16 protein-coding genes are annotated in these 16278 nt (G+C 50.7%); 1 reads left to right on the top strand and 15 read right to left on the bottom strand.

Features of this window, described 5'->3' with window-relative positions:
- Window positions 1-2 precede the first annotated feature (2 nt).
- From flhF to Q9L42_RS19810, 12 genes are all read right to left on the bottom strand, one after another.
- The gene (gene flhF / locus Q9L42_RS19755) at window positions 3-1427 is read right to left on the bottom strand and encodes a flagellar biosynthesis protein FlhF (RefSeq protein WP_305906671.1); all 1425 of its coding nucleotides are present in this window, start codon (window positions 1425-1427) and stop codon (window positions 3-5) included.
- An 18-nt stretch (window positions 1428-1445) separates the two neighbouring features.
- Window positions 1446-3542, bottom strand: coding sequence for a flagellar biosynthesis protein FlhA (gene flhA / locus Q9L42_RS19760; RefSeq protein WP_349431688.1), 2097 nt, complete (start codon window positions 3540-3542; stop codon window positions 1446-1448).
- A 6-nt stretch (window positions 3543-3548) separates the two neighbouring features.
- Window positions 3549-4679: a flagellar biosynthesis protein FlhB gene (gene flhB / locus Q9L42_RS19765; RefSeq protein WP_349431689.1), complete on the bottom strand. Its 1131-nt coding sequence runs from the start codon at window positions 4677-4679 to the stop codon at window positions 3549-3551.
- Window positions 4680-5453, bottom strand: a complete 774-nt coding sequence (fliR, locus tag Q9L42_RS19770) for a flagellar biosynthetic protein FliR (protein ID WP_305906669.1) — start codon at window positions 5451-5453, stop codon at window positions 4680-4682.
- Window positions 5450-5719, bottom strand: a complete 270-nt coding sequence (gene fliQ, locus Q9L42_RS19775; RefSeq protein ID WP_305906668.1) for a flagellar biosynthesis protein FliQ — start codon at window positions 5717-5719, stop codon at window positions 5450-5452. The genes fliR and fliQ overlap by 4 nt, the downstream gene beginning before the upstream one ends.
- Before the next feature lie 9 nt (window positions 5720-5728).
- Window positions 5729-6460: a flagellar type III secretion system pore protein FliP gene (gene fliP, locus Q9L42_RS19780; RefSeq protein ID WP_349432771.1), complete on the bottom strand. Its 732-nt coding sequence runs from the start codon at window positions 6458-6460 to the stop codon at window positions 5729-5731.
- A 10-nt stretch (window positions 6461-6470) separates the two neighbouring features.
- Window positions 6471-6902, bottom strand: a complete 432-nt coding sequence (gene fliO / locus Q9L42_RS19785) for a flagellar biosynthetic protein FliO (RefSeq protein ID WP_305906667.1) — start codon at window positions 6900-6902, stop codon at window positions 6471-6473.
- Window positions 6902-7363, bottom strand: a complete 462-nt coding sequence (fliN, locus tag Q9L42_RS19790; protein ID WP_349431690.1) for a flagellar motor switch protein FliN — start codon at window positions 7361-7363, stop codon at window positions 6902-6904. Before fliN ends, fliO begins: the two co-directional genes overlap by 1 nt.
- Before the next feature lie 137 nt (window positions 7364-7500).
- A complete protein-coding gene (gene fliM / locus Q9L42_RS19795) occupies window positions 7501-8481 on the bottom strand; it encodes a flagellar motor switch protein FliM (RefSeq protein WP_349431691.1) in 981 nt (326 codons plus the stop codon).
- Window position 8482: 1 nt separating this feature from the next.
- Window positions 8483-8932, bottom strand: coding sequence for a flagellar basal body-associated FliL family protein (locus Q9L42_RS19800; protein ID WP_305906666.1), 450 nt, complete (start codon window positions 8930-8932; stop codon window positions 8483-8485).
- Window positions 8933-9510: 578 nt separating this feature from the next.
- Window positions 9511-9711, bottom strand: a complete 201-nt coding sequence (locus tag Q9L42_RS19805) for a YgaP family membrane protein (RefSeq protein WP_305906665.1) — start codon at window positions 9709-9711, stop codon at window positions 9511-9513.
- Between the two features lie 9 nt (window positions 9712-9720).
- Entirely contained in the window at window positions 9721-10995 is a 1275-nt protein-coding gene (locus Q9L42_RS19810; protein WP_349431692.1) for an NAD(P)/FAD-dependent oxidoreductase, read from the bottom strand.
- Between the two features lie 216 nt (window positions 10996-11211).
- Here Q9L42_RS19810 and Q9L42_RS19815 point away from each other — a divergent pair, with 216 nt between their 5' ends.
- On the top strand, window positions 11212-13878 hold the full coding sequence (locus Q9L42_RS19815) for an ATP-binding protein (RefSeq protein ID WP_349431693.1): 2667 nt from the start codon (window positions 11212-11214) through the stop codon (window positions 13876-13878).
- Window positions 13879-13969: 91 nt separating this feature from the next.
- Here Q9L42_RS19815 and Q9L42_RS19820 read toward each other — a convergent pair whose 3' ends face one another.
- The 3 genes from Q9L42_RS19820 to Q9L42_RS19830 all read right to left on the bottom strand — a co-directional run bounded on the left by Q9L42_RS19820 (window position 13970) and on the right by Q9L42_RS19830 (window position 16235).
- On the bottom strand, window positions 13970-14593 hold the full coding sequence (locus Q9L42_RS19820) for an SLC13 family permease (protein WP_305906661.1): 624 nt from the start codon (window positions 14591-14593) through the stop codon (window positions 13970-13972).
- A 71-nt stretch (window positions 14594-14664) separates the two neighbouring features.
- Window positions 14665-15519: an IS66 family transposase gene (tnpC, locus tag Q9L42_RS19825; RefSeq protein WP_349432745.1), complete on the bottom strand. Its 855-nt coding sequence runs from the start codon at window positions 15517-15519 to the stop codon at window positions 14665-14667.
- Window positions 15501-16235, bottom strand: coding sequence for a DUF6444 domain-containing protein (locus Q9L42_RS19830; RefSeq protein ID WP_349431491.1), 735 nt, complete (start codon window positions 16233-16235; stop codon window positions 15501-15503). The genes tnpC and Q9L42_RS19830 overlap by 19 nt, the downstream gene beginning before the upstream one ends.
- Window positions 16236-16278 lie beyond the last annotated feature (43 nt).

Here is a 16278-nt window from a genome sequence, read left to right on the forward strand (position 1 = left end):
ACCTAAACATAACCTTCGGCGCCCCAATCATCATAACTCAATTCATTAGTATAGTCGTTTTCCTGCTCTATCCCAGCAACACAATGACCAATTAATGATTCCGCTTCCGGGATATGAATATCTTCGGGAACCTGCTGCCCGTCAGTTAAAAATGACAACGGCAGTTGATATTCGATGATAGCCGATATTGCCGATCCCTGCGCGACTGATTCATCCAACTTGGTCAATATGCCGGCTTGAGGCTGATATTGTTGAAACGCTTCGATGGTTTCACTGAGGGCCTTATACTGGGTTGCCGCCGACATCACCAAATAGGTTTTGATCGGCATATCATCGTACTGCAGGGTCTTGATCTGCTCGGCCAAACGCATATCGCGTTGACTCATGCCGGCCGTATCGATCAAGATTAGTCGTTTGTCGGCGAAACTTTGGATATGACGACGGAGTTCTTCGGCGTTGTTGGCCACCCTGACCGGCACATCGAGAATCCGACCATAGGTATTCAATTGTTCGTGGGCCCCGATCCGATAATTGTCGGTCGTGATCAACGCCACTTGCCGGGGGCCGTGCTTGAGAATGAACTGAGCCGCGATCTTGGCGATGGTCGTCGTTTTCCCGACCCCTGTCGGCCCTACCAAGGCCGCGACACCGCCCTGTTCAAGCAGTTGATCGTCGGCGATAGGCGTAATCCTGGCCAGCATCTCCTGGGCCTTTTCCAAGGCCAAGCCGGTCTCTTTATGACTGCCCAGGCGATTGGCGATTTTTGCCGACAACTTCCTGGAAAACCCCATGTCCGCCAAATGTCGCAATAATTCCAGGCGGACAGGCTGTCCCGGCTGTTCGACCGGCCCGTTCAATGCCTCTAGCTTGGCGTCGATCAACGACGTTAAGCCGCTTATTTGTTTGCGCATCTCGCCACGCACCTCCTGCATGATCTGTTCGACCGATATTTCAGGTCGTGGCGCTGTCACCGATGCCTGCCGAGGCTGTGGGTCTGGCCGGCTAATTTCCGCTTTGTTCGCCTTAACCTGGCGTTGATCGGAAGCTTTTTGACTTTGCTGACGACTCGCCACCTGCATTTTTTCCGCATAACCCAAGTACTGATCCATGTTACGACGAATCGGGCTTTCCGGTATAGTTCCGTCAGGCCTTTTCTTTCTACTGCTGCTAATGACATGCAGCGGCTTGTCAGAGTTATCGAAGCTGGCGAACCCGGCCGATTTCCGCTCCACGCCAGCATTGCTTTCCGTCGTCTGTTTTTTCAATCGATTATGTATCACCTGCTCGTCGAAGTCCCTGGCGGCCACGATTTCCACACCACCATCCACCGAACGGTTGGACATAATGACGGCATCGGCGCCCAGTTCTTCCTTGACCATTTTCATCGCCTTGCGAATATCGGGAGCAAAAAAACGTTTAATCTTCATCGCGCGTCCTCATCACTATTATGCACGCTGTCCGACAGTCGAAATCACCTTGATCTGCCGATCCTCGGGGATTTCGTTATATGCCAGCACATGTAATCCGGAAATTGAATGACGAACGAAGCGGGCCAGCCAGGGACGCACGAAAGAGGACACCAACAATACCGGCGTCATGCCTTCCATTTCCATTTTTTGTGCGCTTTCTTCCAGTGATTTGTGCATTTGTTCCGCCAATCCCGGCTCCAATCCGGCCCCGCCTTCGCTCGCCGTCTGCAAAGATTGCTGCAATATCCGTTCCAACTCCGGATCGAGCGTGATGACCGCGACTTCCTGATGTACCCCATTGATTTCGTGAATAATTGAGCGTCCCAAGGCGGACCGAACCGACGAGGTCAGGATGTCCGGATCTTGACTCTTGCCCCCGTATTCCGCCAAAGTTTCGGCGATCGTCCGCATGTCTCGAATCGAAACGCGTTCCTGCAGCAGATTTTGCAGAACCTTGACGACAATGCCCAGCGGCAGCGTTTTCGGCACCAGATCTTCAACCAGTTTAGGCGCCTGTTTGGCCAGATTGTCGAGAATTTGCTGCGCTTCCTCGTAACCGAACAATTCATGGGCGTTGGACTGCAGAATATGGCTCAGATGGGTGGCCACGACCGTGCCGGGATCAACCACGGTATAGCCCAGCGTTTGCGCATGATCTCTCTGCGACGGCTCGATCCATACCGCATCGAGGCCAAACGCGGGATCCTGGCATGGCGTGCCTTGCAAACTGCCGAACACCCTGCCCGGATTAATCGCCATTTCCAAATCCGGCATGATATCGGCCTGCCCGGTCGTCACCCCCATCAGGGAAATGCGGTATTCGGTCGGCGATAAATCGAGGTTATCGCGTATATGCACCGACGGAATCAGAAAACCCAGTTCCTGCGACAATTTCTTGCGCACGCCCTTGATACGGGTCATCAACTGCCCGCCCTGGTTTTTGTCGACCAGCGGAATCAAGCGATAGCCGACTTCCAATCCGATCATATCGACCGGCATCACGTCATCCCAGCCCAACTCCTTGATTTCGGTTTTCGCCTGCTGCGGCGCGGTCGCGACCCGTTCCAACGCCAGGCTTTCTTCCTGTTTATGTCGCTTATCGATCAGATAGGCGGCGCCGACCAGGGCCGCAGAAAGCAGGATGAACACCGCATTCGGCATGCCCGGTATGATGCCCAATAAACCCATCACCGCCGCGGTAATCAACAGCGTCTTAGGGTCATTGAATAATTGCGACGACACCTGCTTGCCGATATCTTCGGTGCTGCCCCTAACCCGGGTCACGACGATCGCCGAGGCCGACGACAATAACAACGAGGGAATTTGCGCCACCAGCCCGTCGCCGATCGTCAGCAGCACATAGACTTCACCGGCGTCGGCAAAGCTCATGTCATGCTGTCCGACGCCGATCGCCAGCCCGCCGATGATGTTGACGAATAAAATGATAATGCCGGCCACCGCATCGCCGCGGACAAATTTACTGGCACCATCCATAGAGCCGTAAAAATCCGCTTCCGCGGCGATTTCCTCGCGCCGTTCCCGGGCCTCCTCCTGGTTGATCAGACCGGAATTCAAATCGGCATCGATGGCCATCTGTTTACCGGGCATCGCATCTAGCGTGAAGCGGGCTCCGACTTCGGCGACCCGACCGGCACCCTTGGTGACGACGACGAAGTTGATCACCACCAGGATCGCGAACACCACCAAACCGACCGCAAAGTTGCCGCCGATGACGAAGGAGCCGAACGCTTCGATGACCTTGCCCGCGGCATCTCCGCCTTCATGACCTTCCAACAACACGATCCGGGTCGAGGCGACATTCAGGGCCAGACGCAACAGCGTCGCCACCAGGATGACGGTGGGAAACACCGCGAATTCCAGCGGCTTCATGGTATAAACGACCACCAACAAGATAATCAGCGAAAAAGCGATATTGAAGGTGAAGAATAGATCCAATAAAAACGGCGGCAACGGCAGCACCACCATCGCCAAGATCATCAATATCATCAATGGAGCGCCAAGCCCCATACCGGATATCGTCCGGCCTGCATGCGCTATTTTCTGTAAATCCATAACCGTTTAAGACTGTCTAAATTCATCGGGCACCGGCACGTCGGCGGGCGGGTAAGGTTTTTCCCAGCCGTTTTCGGAGGCCGCCTTTAACTGAAAAACATAGGCCAAGACCTGGGCGACAGCCAAAAAAAGACCTTGCGGAATTTCCTCGTTCAAATCGGTGGAATAATACAAGGCCCTGGCCAGCGGCGGTGCGGCCACCAACGGCACATCGGCCGCCAACGCCGCGTTACGGATTTGCGCGGCGATCAGGTCGACGCCCTTGGCGACCAATACCGGGGCGCCGCTGCCGTTTTGATCATATTTCAACGCGACGGCAAAGTGACTGGGATTGGTCACGATCACATCGGCCTTCGGCACCTCGTCCATCATGCGACGCTGGGAAATTTCCATCTGCATGCGCCGGACCCGCCCCTTGACCTCGGGACTGCCTTCCGATTCCTTGTTTTCGTCCTTCACTTCCTGCTTGGTCATCTTCAGCTGGCGCTTGTTATTCCATAACTGATAAGGCACATCGACCAGCACCACCAATAACAACGCCGAACTCAGGATCAACAGGCAACGAACGATAATGTCGGCGGAACGATAAATGGCTCGGTCCACCGGCAAATTATTCATCGCGACCAGTTCATCTCGATATACATTGAACAAGGCGCCGGCGACGATGAATACCAACGTGACTTTGAGCAGGGCCTTCAACAGTTCGACCAACCCCTGAATGCCGAAGATTTTCTTCAGCCCCTTCAACGGATTGAATTTCGACAGCTTCGGTTGCATGGCCTCGCCGCTGAAATTCCAGCCGCCCATCAACATCGGCGTGATCAGCGCCGCCACCGCCAGCACCAACGCGAAGGGCGCAATCAACAGAATGCCATCGCTCATGCTGCGGCCGAAGTGACTGAGCGGACTGCTCGGGTCGAAAATAACTTCCCGGGACAAGCGAAACTGTCGCTTCATGATCTCAGCCAGACCGCGAGCCATATAGCCGCCCATGAAAATGAACAGCACCGAACTCGTGATCAACGAGACAAAGGTGTCCAACTCCTTGGAACGGGGGACTTGGCCTTTTTTACGCGCGTCTTCAAGACGCTTACTGGTGGGCTCTTCGCTTTTGTCTTGCCCTGAATCTTCAGCCATTTATAACCTCAGTAAGTCGCTGACCAGGGTAAAGCCGTCATGCAAAATCGTGGCGAAACCTTCCAACATGTCCGCCAAGGTAACCCAGATCAGCACCATGCCCAGCATGATGGTAATCGGAAAACCGACCCCGAAAATCTGTAACTGGGGCGCCGCCCTTGAGGCCACGCCAAAACTGATATGGACAAACAATATCGTCACCATGACCGGCAACGCCAATAAAACGCCGCCGGCGAAAATTTGACTGCTCCAGGCAATCAAGCGCCATAAATCCGACTTTTGCAAACCGATTTCCGCCACCGGCAACGTGGTGAAACTCTGCGCAAGCATTTCGATCAACAACAGATGACCGTTTACCGCCAGAAATAACAGGCTGGCCGAAATCACAAAAATCTGCGCCACGACCGGCACCTGTATGCCGGTGGCGGGATCGACCAGAGAGGCAAACCCCAGCCCCATGCTGTAAGCGATCGACTGTCCCGCCACCAGCATCACCGAAAACACCATTTGCAGAATAAATCCAGCGCTGACGCCCAAGGCCATTTGCTGTATCGCCACGACGAAGCCTTGATAACTGAACAATTCGATAGCCGGCATCGGCGGCAACACCGGCACAATCACGCCGGTAATCAGCAACGACGCCATCACCCGGATTCTGGCCGGCAGCGCTTGTACGCTGAGCACCGGGGCGACCAAGAACATCGAGCTGATGCGAAAGAAGGGCCAAATAAACGAGGCCAGCAAGCCCAGCAGTTGATCCTCGCTGAAGTTCATCCTATCAGGCTGGGAATTTCTCTGACCAAGCCCTGAAAATAGTCGATCAGCATTTGCAGCATGCCGGGGCCGGCAATCATCAAGACAATAATGATCGTCGCCAGCTTGGGAATGAAAGTCAAGGTTTGTTCCTGAATCGAGGTTGCGGCCTGAAACATCGACACCAGCAGCCCCACCGCCAGCGACGACAACAGTATCGGACCGATGATTTTCACCGCCACCCAGACCGTTTCCTGGGCGATGACAGAAATGGTCTCCGGCGTCATGCTTCCCCCTTAAATATAAAAACTGGCGGCCAGCATTTCCAGCACCAAAGACCAACCGTCGGCCAACACGAACAGCATGATTTTAAACGGCAACGACACGATCATCGGCGACAACATCATCATCCCCATCGACATCAACACGCTGGCGACGACCAGGTCTATGACCAGAAACGGCAGAAAAATCAGGAAGCCGATCTGAAAAGCCGTTTTCAATTCGCTGGTGACGAAAGCCGGCAGCAACAGCGAAAACGGCACATCGGCGATCGACTCGAAATCCTCCCGACCGGATATGCGCATAAACATTTCCAGATCCGCCTCGCGGGTCTGCCTAAGCATGAATTCGCGGAACGGCTCGGAGGCCTTCTCCAAGGCCGTAGTCACATCGATTTTTTCTTCCAGATAAGGCTGCACCGCATTCTCGTTGACCTTTTCCACCACCGGCATCATGATGAAAATAGTCAAAAACAGCGACAAACCTAGCAAAACCTGATTGCTGGGCGCCTGCGCGGTGCCGATGGCCTGTCTCAACAGCCCTAACACGATCATGATCCGGGTAAACGAAGTCATCGTTAACAACAATGCCGGCAACAGCGTCAGCATCGTCATCAGCGCCAGGACCTGAATCGTCACGGTATAAGTCTGGCCTCCCTGCGGATCGGTCGTGACGGTCACCGCATCGATGCCGGGGGCCGCCCACGGCGCCGTCTCGGGCCATAAGCCCGCCGCCAGCAGCAAGGCAATCCGACAAAGTTTATTCACCGCTCTTCCCCTTCATTGCCTGTAACAATTTATGAGCGAAAGCGCCGCCGTCTGCCGGTTCCTGAAACAAGCGTTCCTCTCCTTCCAGCTCCATCAATTTGTCTATTTTTCCCGGCGTGACGCCCAACAACAGCTGTTTGTCGCCGACCTTGATCAACACCACCTTCTCCCGCATGCCCAACGAAAGTCCGGCCAGCACGGTCAGATTACTGCGTCCGGCGCCTGACCATTGCCCACTCTTACGAATCAGCCAAATAAATAGAAAGAACAGCGCCAATACCAGTAACAAACTGAAGGACCAGTTTAATGCGTCGTTGTAGGACAAAGTCTTGGCGCTCGGCTTCAACGGCAAGTCCTTATTCTCGGCCAAGGCGACGCTGGCAAACCCCAGCACACAGAACAAAGCAAGCAGTCGAGTCAGCATCAGCCCAGCTTTTTCACGCGTTCCGAAGGACTGATCACATCGGTCAAACGGATACCGAATTTATCGTTGACCACGACCACTTCGCCATGCGCGATTAAGGTGCCGTTCACCAGCACATCCATCGGCTCGCCTGCCAGACGATCAAGCTCGACTACCGATCCCTGATTGAGCTGCAACAAATTTCTAATGTTGATTTTGGTGCGTCCTATTTCCATCGAGATGGTAACCGGCACATCGAGAATGACATCCAACTTCAGTTCATCGCCATTGACGTCCAGAGCCGAGTCATTATTCTGGCCGTCTTCATCAAATTCAGGAAATTCCGCCGAGTCAAACGACTCACCGCTTCCACCTTGGGCCTGTTCCTTCATCGCATCACCCCAATCGGCTTCGGCGCCCGACTGTTCATCCATCGCAGCGGCCCAATCGTCGCCTAATTCGTCATTCTCGTTTTCACTCATAACCTTACCCGATCTGTGTTAAAGCACTCGCTTGCATGCAAAATCTTCCTCGCCGCCTGAGATACGGCCCCCGATTGACTCTCCGATAAATCTCGCTTCCTCGCCGCCAGTCTATCAAAAACGATTATCGAGGGTCTTTACAGGGAATCCTGAGTTAGTTTTTCTAAAATCTGTATCGCGTAATTACCGTCCGACAACCCCAATTTGCCTTTGAAGACAGGCACATTTTCGGCCGCCAGCACCACCGTTTCCGACATCTCGATGGGAATGACGTCGCCTTTTCGCAGCTTCATCACGGTTTGTAGGGTCATTTCCTTTTCCACCAATACACTGTTCAGCTCTACCTGACTGCGCATCACTTCACTGCGCAAGGATTCCCGCCAACGCCCATCCACTTCGCCGCGATCACTGGTCACCGCATCGAGCAGTTCTCTGATGGGCTCGATCATCGTATAAGGCATGGCGATATTCAGATCGCCGCCCCCCCCTTCCAGTTCGACATGAATCGTGGAAATAACGACAATCTCGGACGGGCTGACGATATTGGCGAACTGGGGATTGACCTCCGAATTCATATAGCCGAACTCCATATCCATTACCGGTTTCCAAGCCTCTTCCAAGTCCTTGAAAATAATGTCGATAATCAATCGGATCACGCGCATTTCGGTCGGCGTGAATTCTCTGCCCTCTACCTTGTTATAAAACTGACCGCCGCCACCAAAGAAATTATCCACCGCGGTAAAAACCAACCGTGGCTCCATCACAACCAGGGCGCGCCCCCGTAACGGAGACATGCGAATAATGTTCAGGTTGGTCGGTACAAACAAACTTTGAATAAACTCGGAAAATTTCTGGACTTGTATGCCCGATACCGAGATTTCAGCTGAGCGCCTGAGAAAATTGAATAAAGAGATACGGAAATAACGGGCGAATCGTTCATTAACCATTTCCAGCGTTGGCATCCGCCCGCGGACGATGCGCTCCTGGCTGGTAAAATCATAGACCCGCGCGCCTTGTTCGCCCTCTTCCTCAGCCGCCTCGGTCTCAACCTCGCCATCATCGACGCCATGCAGCAGCGCGTCGATCTCGTCTTGCGATAAAAGATCTGCCGTCGACATATTATTGCATCACGAACGCAGTGAAAAAGATTTCTTTGACAGCGTTTTTGCCGGTCATTTTTTTCATGACTTTCCCCGTCTCCTCAAGTATCTTGGCGCGTAATTCATTTTTACCTTCGGTCAGCTTTAATTTATCGGCGCCTGCCGCGCTAATCGTCATCAATAAATTATTAATAATCATAGGCTCATGTTTTTCCAGGGCTTCCTCGGCCTCTTCATGATCGACTAAAAAAGCCACCCGAATTTCGATCAGATTGGCGCTGCTGCCTTTGGGAAAATTTACTCGCAAAGGCTGCTCGAGCTCATAGTAAATAAATTCCTGAGCAGTTGCTTCCGCATTCTCGTCCGCATGGGCCTGCTGCCCAAGCGCTTCACTTCCGTCACCCTTTAGGACCGATTTATCTTTGATGAAAAATACCGCGACTCCGCCCGCAATGATCAACAGCAACACAATGATGATCATCATCAGTATTCTCGACGATTTTTTTTCGCCTACATCCGGATTTTCTTCCGCCATTCTGGTAACCTGCGATTAAGAATTCATAAGCAATCTATGTTCCAAACAAAAAAAAGAACCTATAGATCAGTAAGTTAGAATTTCCACAACAACAAAAGCCGCACTAACTATTCAGTATCTTTCAGGGTTTAGGCAGTAGTTCATTGATAAAACTACGCTGAATAATTATTACCCCTTATTTTCATCGACAAGGTAATCAGCAACGGCAGTTTGGAAATTTTCCTGCTTTGTCGCGGGGGTCGACCACCGCCACAACAAATCGAGGCAAGTCATTAATCTGAATATTCTAGCAGATCGCCGCGATTTATTAACCGAGCGCATGAAACAAAATAGTAGGCGTAATAATCTGCACGGCATCGAAAAAACCGGCAACGTAGATTAGGATTCACGACAGCATGAACGCCATCGAGAGCAAAAGAAATGATGACTAAGCACACAAAAATAGTGATAGCCACTAAAAAGTAGATAGGCGGGAGAATGGCATGGGGCCATTCTCCCGCTGTGATAGCCTATTAAAACGCCGTGCCCGACTTGACGCCCATTTTTTTCAGGATGATCGCTAACGGACAAAAGCCGGTAAATGACGATTGCAACAAATTAGCACCGACAAAGGCGGTAAACCATAGCCAGTACAGGGAATGCCATACCGCCAAGCCCACGCTGACTAGAATAAACGTTCCGGCAATCGCCAGAACCCAACGATCGATAGTCATTGCTCGCTCCTATTTTAAGCGCACGACCCCCATCAGCTTCAGCATCAATCTTTCATAGAAAGGTTCGCTGATGCCCTTTCTGACCTTGCGCATGAAGTATTTCTCAAAGCCTATTTTTGCCATATGCACCCATTTTCCTTGGCTGGCCCAAGTGGTGTTTCTAGGTGGAATCTGCGGCACCGCCAAAAATGCGACACCGGTATCACCGAGATCCGCCAGGCACAGCGCGCTCAAGCTAGGCACATCGCTGGGTTCTTTACCGGCCAATTCATCGCGAATATTATGTGCCGTCGCCGTCACCATAGACTCGATCATATAGCCGGTTTTAGGCGTACCCACCGGTAATGGCGTTTTTTCCACCGGCGGCAAGGCGATACAGACGCCTACCGAATAGATGTTTTTGAAGGTCGGATTACGTTGATGCTCGTCAACGATCACGAAACCACGCGGATTCACCAGACCTTCCGCTTTGACATTACGCACCGCGTCAACACCGGTAAAGGCCGGCAACATCATCGAATGCTTGAATGGCAATTCGTGTTTGGCCTTTTCCTTGCCATTTTCATCGACTTCGGTCACATACATCATGCCTTCCTCGATACGATCGACCTTGGCATTAGTGATCCATTTAATCGTTTTATCCCTTAATGCGCTTTCCAACAAGCCCTTGGTGTCTCCGACCCCGCCTAGTCCTAGATGACCGATATAGGGCTCCGAGGTAACGAATGTCATCGGTACCTGGTGGCGAATTTTACGTTTGCGCAATTCGGTTTCAAGAATCATCAAATATTCATAAGCCGGACCGAAGCAAGAAGCCCCCTGTACGGCGCCGACCACAATCGGTCCCGGATCGTCCATGAATTTTTCCCAATCCTGAGCCGCAATGGCGGCATGATCGACATGACAAACCGAGGTGGTATGACCTTCCGGCCCCAAACCTGGCACTTCATCAAACGCCAGACGAGGACCTGTGGCGATGATTAAGTAATCGTATTCAACCGTAGAGTCGTCGGCTAAATGCACCTTGTTGTTTTCAGGGTCTAATTTAACGGCAGCTTGTTGAATAAATTCGATGCCTTTTTTCTTCATCACCGGCGCCAACTCGATTTTCAGGTCTTCCGGTTTACGCCATTTGGGGGGAACCCAAGGGTTCGATGGTACAAAATGAAAAGTCGGTGAATCGGAAATCACGGTAACCTGATGATTTTTACCCACCACCTCCTTCATTTCGTAGGCCATAGGCACACCCCCTATTCCGGCGCCTAATACTACAATTCTAGCCATAACACTCTCCTCATGATATTTTTTTACTTATTCGGACCGTACTTATCGTGCCAGTGCTCATAGCACTATACAACAGAAAAAGCCACCGAATATGATTTTTTTTAAAGTAATACGCATTTTTAGAATATTAGAATTCTCTAAAGTACTCAAGCATAATTTAATTTTCCTTCTCCTTCCTTTATGATGCTGACAATTACCGTTAACGATTAACTTCATATGCATCTGAAAATCAATTTCAAAGGGATAAGATTTCGATTATTCATCCTGGGTGTCGCTCCCGCCCTGTTATTAGTTATTTCGCTGACTTATTATTTTATTGAACACCAGTTTCATTATCTTGAGCAGTCCTTGAATGAACGCGGCAGAACGATCTCCAAGCAACTGGCTGTGGCCAGTATCTACGGGGTATTCTCCGCTAACAAACCGATGCTGCAAGAACTCTCAAACGACTTGTTGAAGGAAAAGGATGTCGTTTTTGTCAGCATCAAAAATACGCAAGGTGAATCATTGGCGCTAGCCAGCCATATTCTTCGAACAGAAACGGGGAATATACGAATTTTCGACTCGCCCGTTAAAATTCAACTATTACAGCAAAGCGCGGCCGACATGGATCTCAGTCTCTTTGATTTTGCTGAAAAAGACGCTGAAAAAAAAATCGGTTCCGTGGAAATCGGCCTAGGGCTGGATAATATCAAGAGAGCCCAGCAACGCTTTTTGCTGAATAGCCTAACCATTATCAGCGCCTGCTTTATATTCGCCACGCTGTTCGCCCTTCGTCTGGGCAAGGTCATCAGCTCCCCGATTATTAACTTGACCGAGGTCGCCGATGATTTGGCCAACGGCAACATGGATGCGCGAGCCAAGAAAACCGGCACCACCGAAATTGCCACGTTATGCGATAGCTTCAATGCGATGGCCATCGGCCTGCAGCAAACGCAAAATTACCTATTGCAGCAAGTTGATAACGCCGTCAAAGAACTGACCTTGGCGATGCAGACCCTGGAAGAAAAAAATCAGTCGCTGGAAAAAACCACTCAACTGGCTGTCTCCCAAAACGAAACCAAATCGCAGTTTCTCGCCCATATCAGCCATGAAATTCGCACACCGATGAACGGCATTATCGGCTTCATCGACTTGCTCACCCAGTCGGAACTGACTCCCAGGCAATTGGAACAAGCCTTACTGATCAAGACCTCGGCCAGCAATCTACTGACGATCGTCAATGAAATCCTCGATTTTTCCAGCATCGAGACGGGAAATTTCAAAACCGAAACCATCACCTTCAATATCCGCGAATGCATTGAAAACAGCATTACCTCGATTCTTCCTCGCTCCGATAAAATCCAGATCATTATCGATATCGCCCCTCAAACGCCGACCCTGATCAACAGCGACCCCATCCGTATCCGCCAAGTCATCACCAACCTGGTCGGAAACGCCTGTAAATACACTAAACAGGGCCATATTATCATTCGCTGCACCTTCACCAGACAGTCCAGACTGTTTATCTCGGTATCGGACACCGGCATCGGCATCGCCGAAGAAGTGATCAAGGACCTGTTTCATCCCTTTTTACAAATCAGCGAATACGCGGTTGATAACGAACTGGGAACCGGTCTCGGCTTAACGATATCGAAAAACATCATTGAAAGGCTGAAGGGGCGGATCGACGTCCGCAGTCGCCTCGGAGAAGGCTCTGTATTTTGGTTTGATATTCCGGTCAACGCGGCTCTGGAGCCGCCGAGAAAGAAAGCCGACACCCTGGTTACATTGGTCGACCCGTTTAGATTGAGACGTAAGGCGCTGATCAAACAATTGAACTATCTAGGTTATAGAAACCGATGTTTTAATACGATCGAAGATTATCAGGCGTCTATGGAAACACGCCAGGACATTATTTTATACGCCGCTCCCGAACACATAAACAGCGATGATGACTATCATGTCGAACTCGCTAGAATAAGGCCCTATACAAAAGGCGCTAGCGTGATATTTATCACCCATCAATTATTGAATTCGGGCACGATAGAATCTCTGGCTCTGCCATGCCGTTCGGGTTTTCTGCAACAACTGATAGAAAACACAACCACGCTGTCAGCACCTGTCCCAGCAGAAGCGGCTGATAATGCCCAGGCCATTCCTCAACAAACATTTCCGATCTTCATCGCCGATGATAATGAAATTAACCGTCTGTTGCTTAAATCGCAATTGGAAAAGCGATCCGATGACATTACCCTGGCCGAAGATGGAAAACAGGCGCTCTCTTTATTACAACAAAACAAATATGGTTTGATCTTGCTGGATCTACAAATGCCGTATTACAACGGCTTGGAACTGCTGGAAAAGATCAAGCAGTCGAATTGCATCAATCACAATACGCCGGTCATCGCCATCACCGCCCACGCCCAGAGCCACCAACGCAAGAAATTGATCGACGCCGGTTTTGATGAATGCTTGATTAAACCGGTACTGCTGGAACAATTAGACGAGGTCCTTAATGTATGGCAGCCGATAAAAAACAACAACGTCAACAAACAAAGTCCGGTCCACGCCTATATCGAGCAGATGCTGGAAAAAACGATGCACAATAAAGACTTGGCGAATGTGTTGTTTAACAAGTTGTTTTCCGAATTACCGGAACAAATAGACGTTATCAAGCAAGCGCTAGAGCAAACGGATTGGACGTCGGCAAAGGATGTAACCCATAAGCTCCATGGCTCGGTTGGGTTTTGCGGCTTCAAGGACTTACAAAATGCCGCTCATCGGCTGGAGACCCATTTGAGCGACGGTGAGATTGAAGCGGCATTGAGCAGTTTTGCGACGCTGCAGCGACAAATCGACCACTTTATCGGCCTAGAACAGGCCATTCTGCAAAACCTTTAACGAATTTGTTACTATTCAGTATCTTTCGGGTTTTAGGCAACATCAACACGCTGACGGTTACAACCAGAATTTCCATTGGCAACCCCAGACGTCAATAGTCGCCAAAACGAAAGCCGCCAGGCCCGAGAATCAACAGGTTGTTCTGATGGCCTATCGGAGTCAGAAACGCGCATGATGCACCTATCGCAACCGCCATCAAAAACGGATCGGCACTGGTTTCGAGATTTGCGGCGGTGCTCAGCGCTATCGGACTCATCACCGCCGCGGTAGCGGCATTGTTCATGAAGTCGGACAAGGTCATCGTGACTATTAAGATCAGCGCCAACACCATCAGCGGGCTTTCTTGACCGATGCTGCTCAACAACCATTGGGAGCCCCGATCGGCCGCGCCGGTCGTCGTCATGGCGCCGGCCACCGGAATCAATGAAGCCAACAACAAAATCACCGGCCCATCGATAGCATCATAAATATTCCGCGCCGGCACTATTCTCAGCACGGTAAACAGCAGAGCGCCGGCGGCAAAGGAGATTGCCGCGGATAACAACCCCAGGGCGGCGCCTCCAATCGCCATGGTCATCACTATCGTGGCAATGGCCAATTTACGTTTATCCCGGATATGGATGGCGCGTTTGGCCAGAGGCACACAGCCGAATTCGTCGGAGAAACCGGACAAAGCTTCCAGCGGACCTTGCAGTAATAGAACATCGCCCGCCATGATTTTAGTGAACCGCCGCCGCTTGATTGAACTCCGCCCCTGCCGAGAAATAGCCAGCAGATTGAGAGTAATTATTCAGACACCCTAACAATTGGCAAGGCCGGTACCGGCAAGCCTGACCGCTGACTTGCGATCACTTGTGCCAAATAAATCCACGGTGACTGATTTCTTTTGCGGCAGGTTTCAATGACGCTGATTAAAATAGCGAACACACGCGTCCCATTTTCCGAGCGCGTGCCATAGCAAATGCCGCGTAAAATAACCCAGTGGCGCAACGCTCGCTCCGCTTCATTATTCGTTAAGGGCTGATGCGGTTGATCCAGAACTTGGAAAATAGCTGTCCAGTCATTTAGCATTTCCGTGGCTAATGCTGCTGTTTTCTTATGTTCATGGGTTTTCATTTGTATACACATCTGCTGATAGAGCAGTAATTGCAGGCGATAAGTTTCAGAAAGTGGCGTATCAGGTGGTGTTATTCGCGCTTTGCGTACCGCACCTATCAACACAGCCAGTAAATCGTGCGTTTGTTGACCAAAAAGCTGGGCGTCTCTGTTTAAGCTTTCATTGAGCCCTTTCGCTTTACGCAGAAGATGAGCCCAGCAACGTAACCGACTCAGATATTTGCGATAAACCGTGTAGCCATCGCTCATTAACCAACCATTAAAGTCGTCGCCTAAAAGATTTTCCAATAATTCAGCGCTACGCGTAGCAATCCAATAGGCTGTGACGCGATTCGTACTGAACACCCATAACCAAAGAAAAGTCGTGTGCTCCATCCAGGAGGTTTCGTCTACATGCAGCAATTCGCTGTTAATGATTTCTTGTGCAAACTCATCTTCAAGCGGCATAGCCGCTGCGCCACTTTCATGCAGGGTATTATTGATGGTGCCAACACTTAATTTAATACCTAACCAGTCATATAAAATTCCTGAATACGCTCACGCGATAGGCGCATACGGTAGGCAAGACAAACAATCATTGCTGCCAGTCCAGGCCCCACTAAACGCCATTCAGTTCGGCTAATACCCGGCAATTGAGCATGACTGCTACGACTGACTTCTTTGCGCGTGATATGTCCATTGGCGCACACTACTTCATAGAGAGTGTGCTTGGTATGGGTGACTAGAATGCCTGGATGCTCAACATCGCCCCATTCGACATTGATTGTTTCATACGCGGCATAGGCGATAGCATGACGCGGCTCTAATGTTTGATGGCAGCAGGCACATATTTCAGGGTAATGATCTTGATAGTGGGTAATGGCTAGCTTTTGTGTCCGGCCAAAGCCTTGTGCGCCTGGTTGTTTGCCGGGTTTGCGGGGTTCTTGATGTTCATTGTTAGGATCAGCGGACTGTTGCTGATCTTTTTTAGAAGGCGACGGGGGGGTGACGGTGTCTTCCGTTTCAGCAGACTTATCGATCTCCGTTTGTTCTTGATCGTTTGTATTATCTGTAGCTGCTTTATCCCAAGGCGCTTCGCTGCTAGGTGGACGAGAGCTGTTGCGCGAATTTTGGCTTAAGCGCTCACGCGCTTCTTTTAGGTCGTTAAGTAACTTAATCGATAGGTAACGTAATTCCTCTTCCGGTAAATTGAGAAGCTCGTCTTCATCGATTTGGCTTAGGTCCTGGTTACTGAGTTGCATGGGATAAATACTAAGGCTTCTTAATGGATTTGTACAATGTTCT

The sequence above is a fragment of the Methylomarinum sp. Ch1-1 genome (genome assembly GCF_030717995.2).
GTDB lineage: Bacteria > Pseudomonadota > Gammaproteobacteria > Methylococcales > Methylomonadaceae > Methylomarinum > Methylomarinum roseum.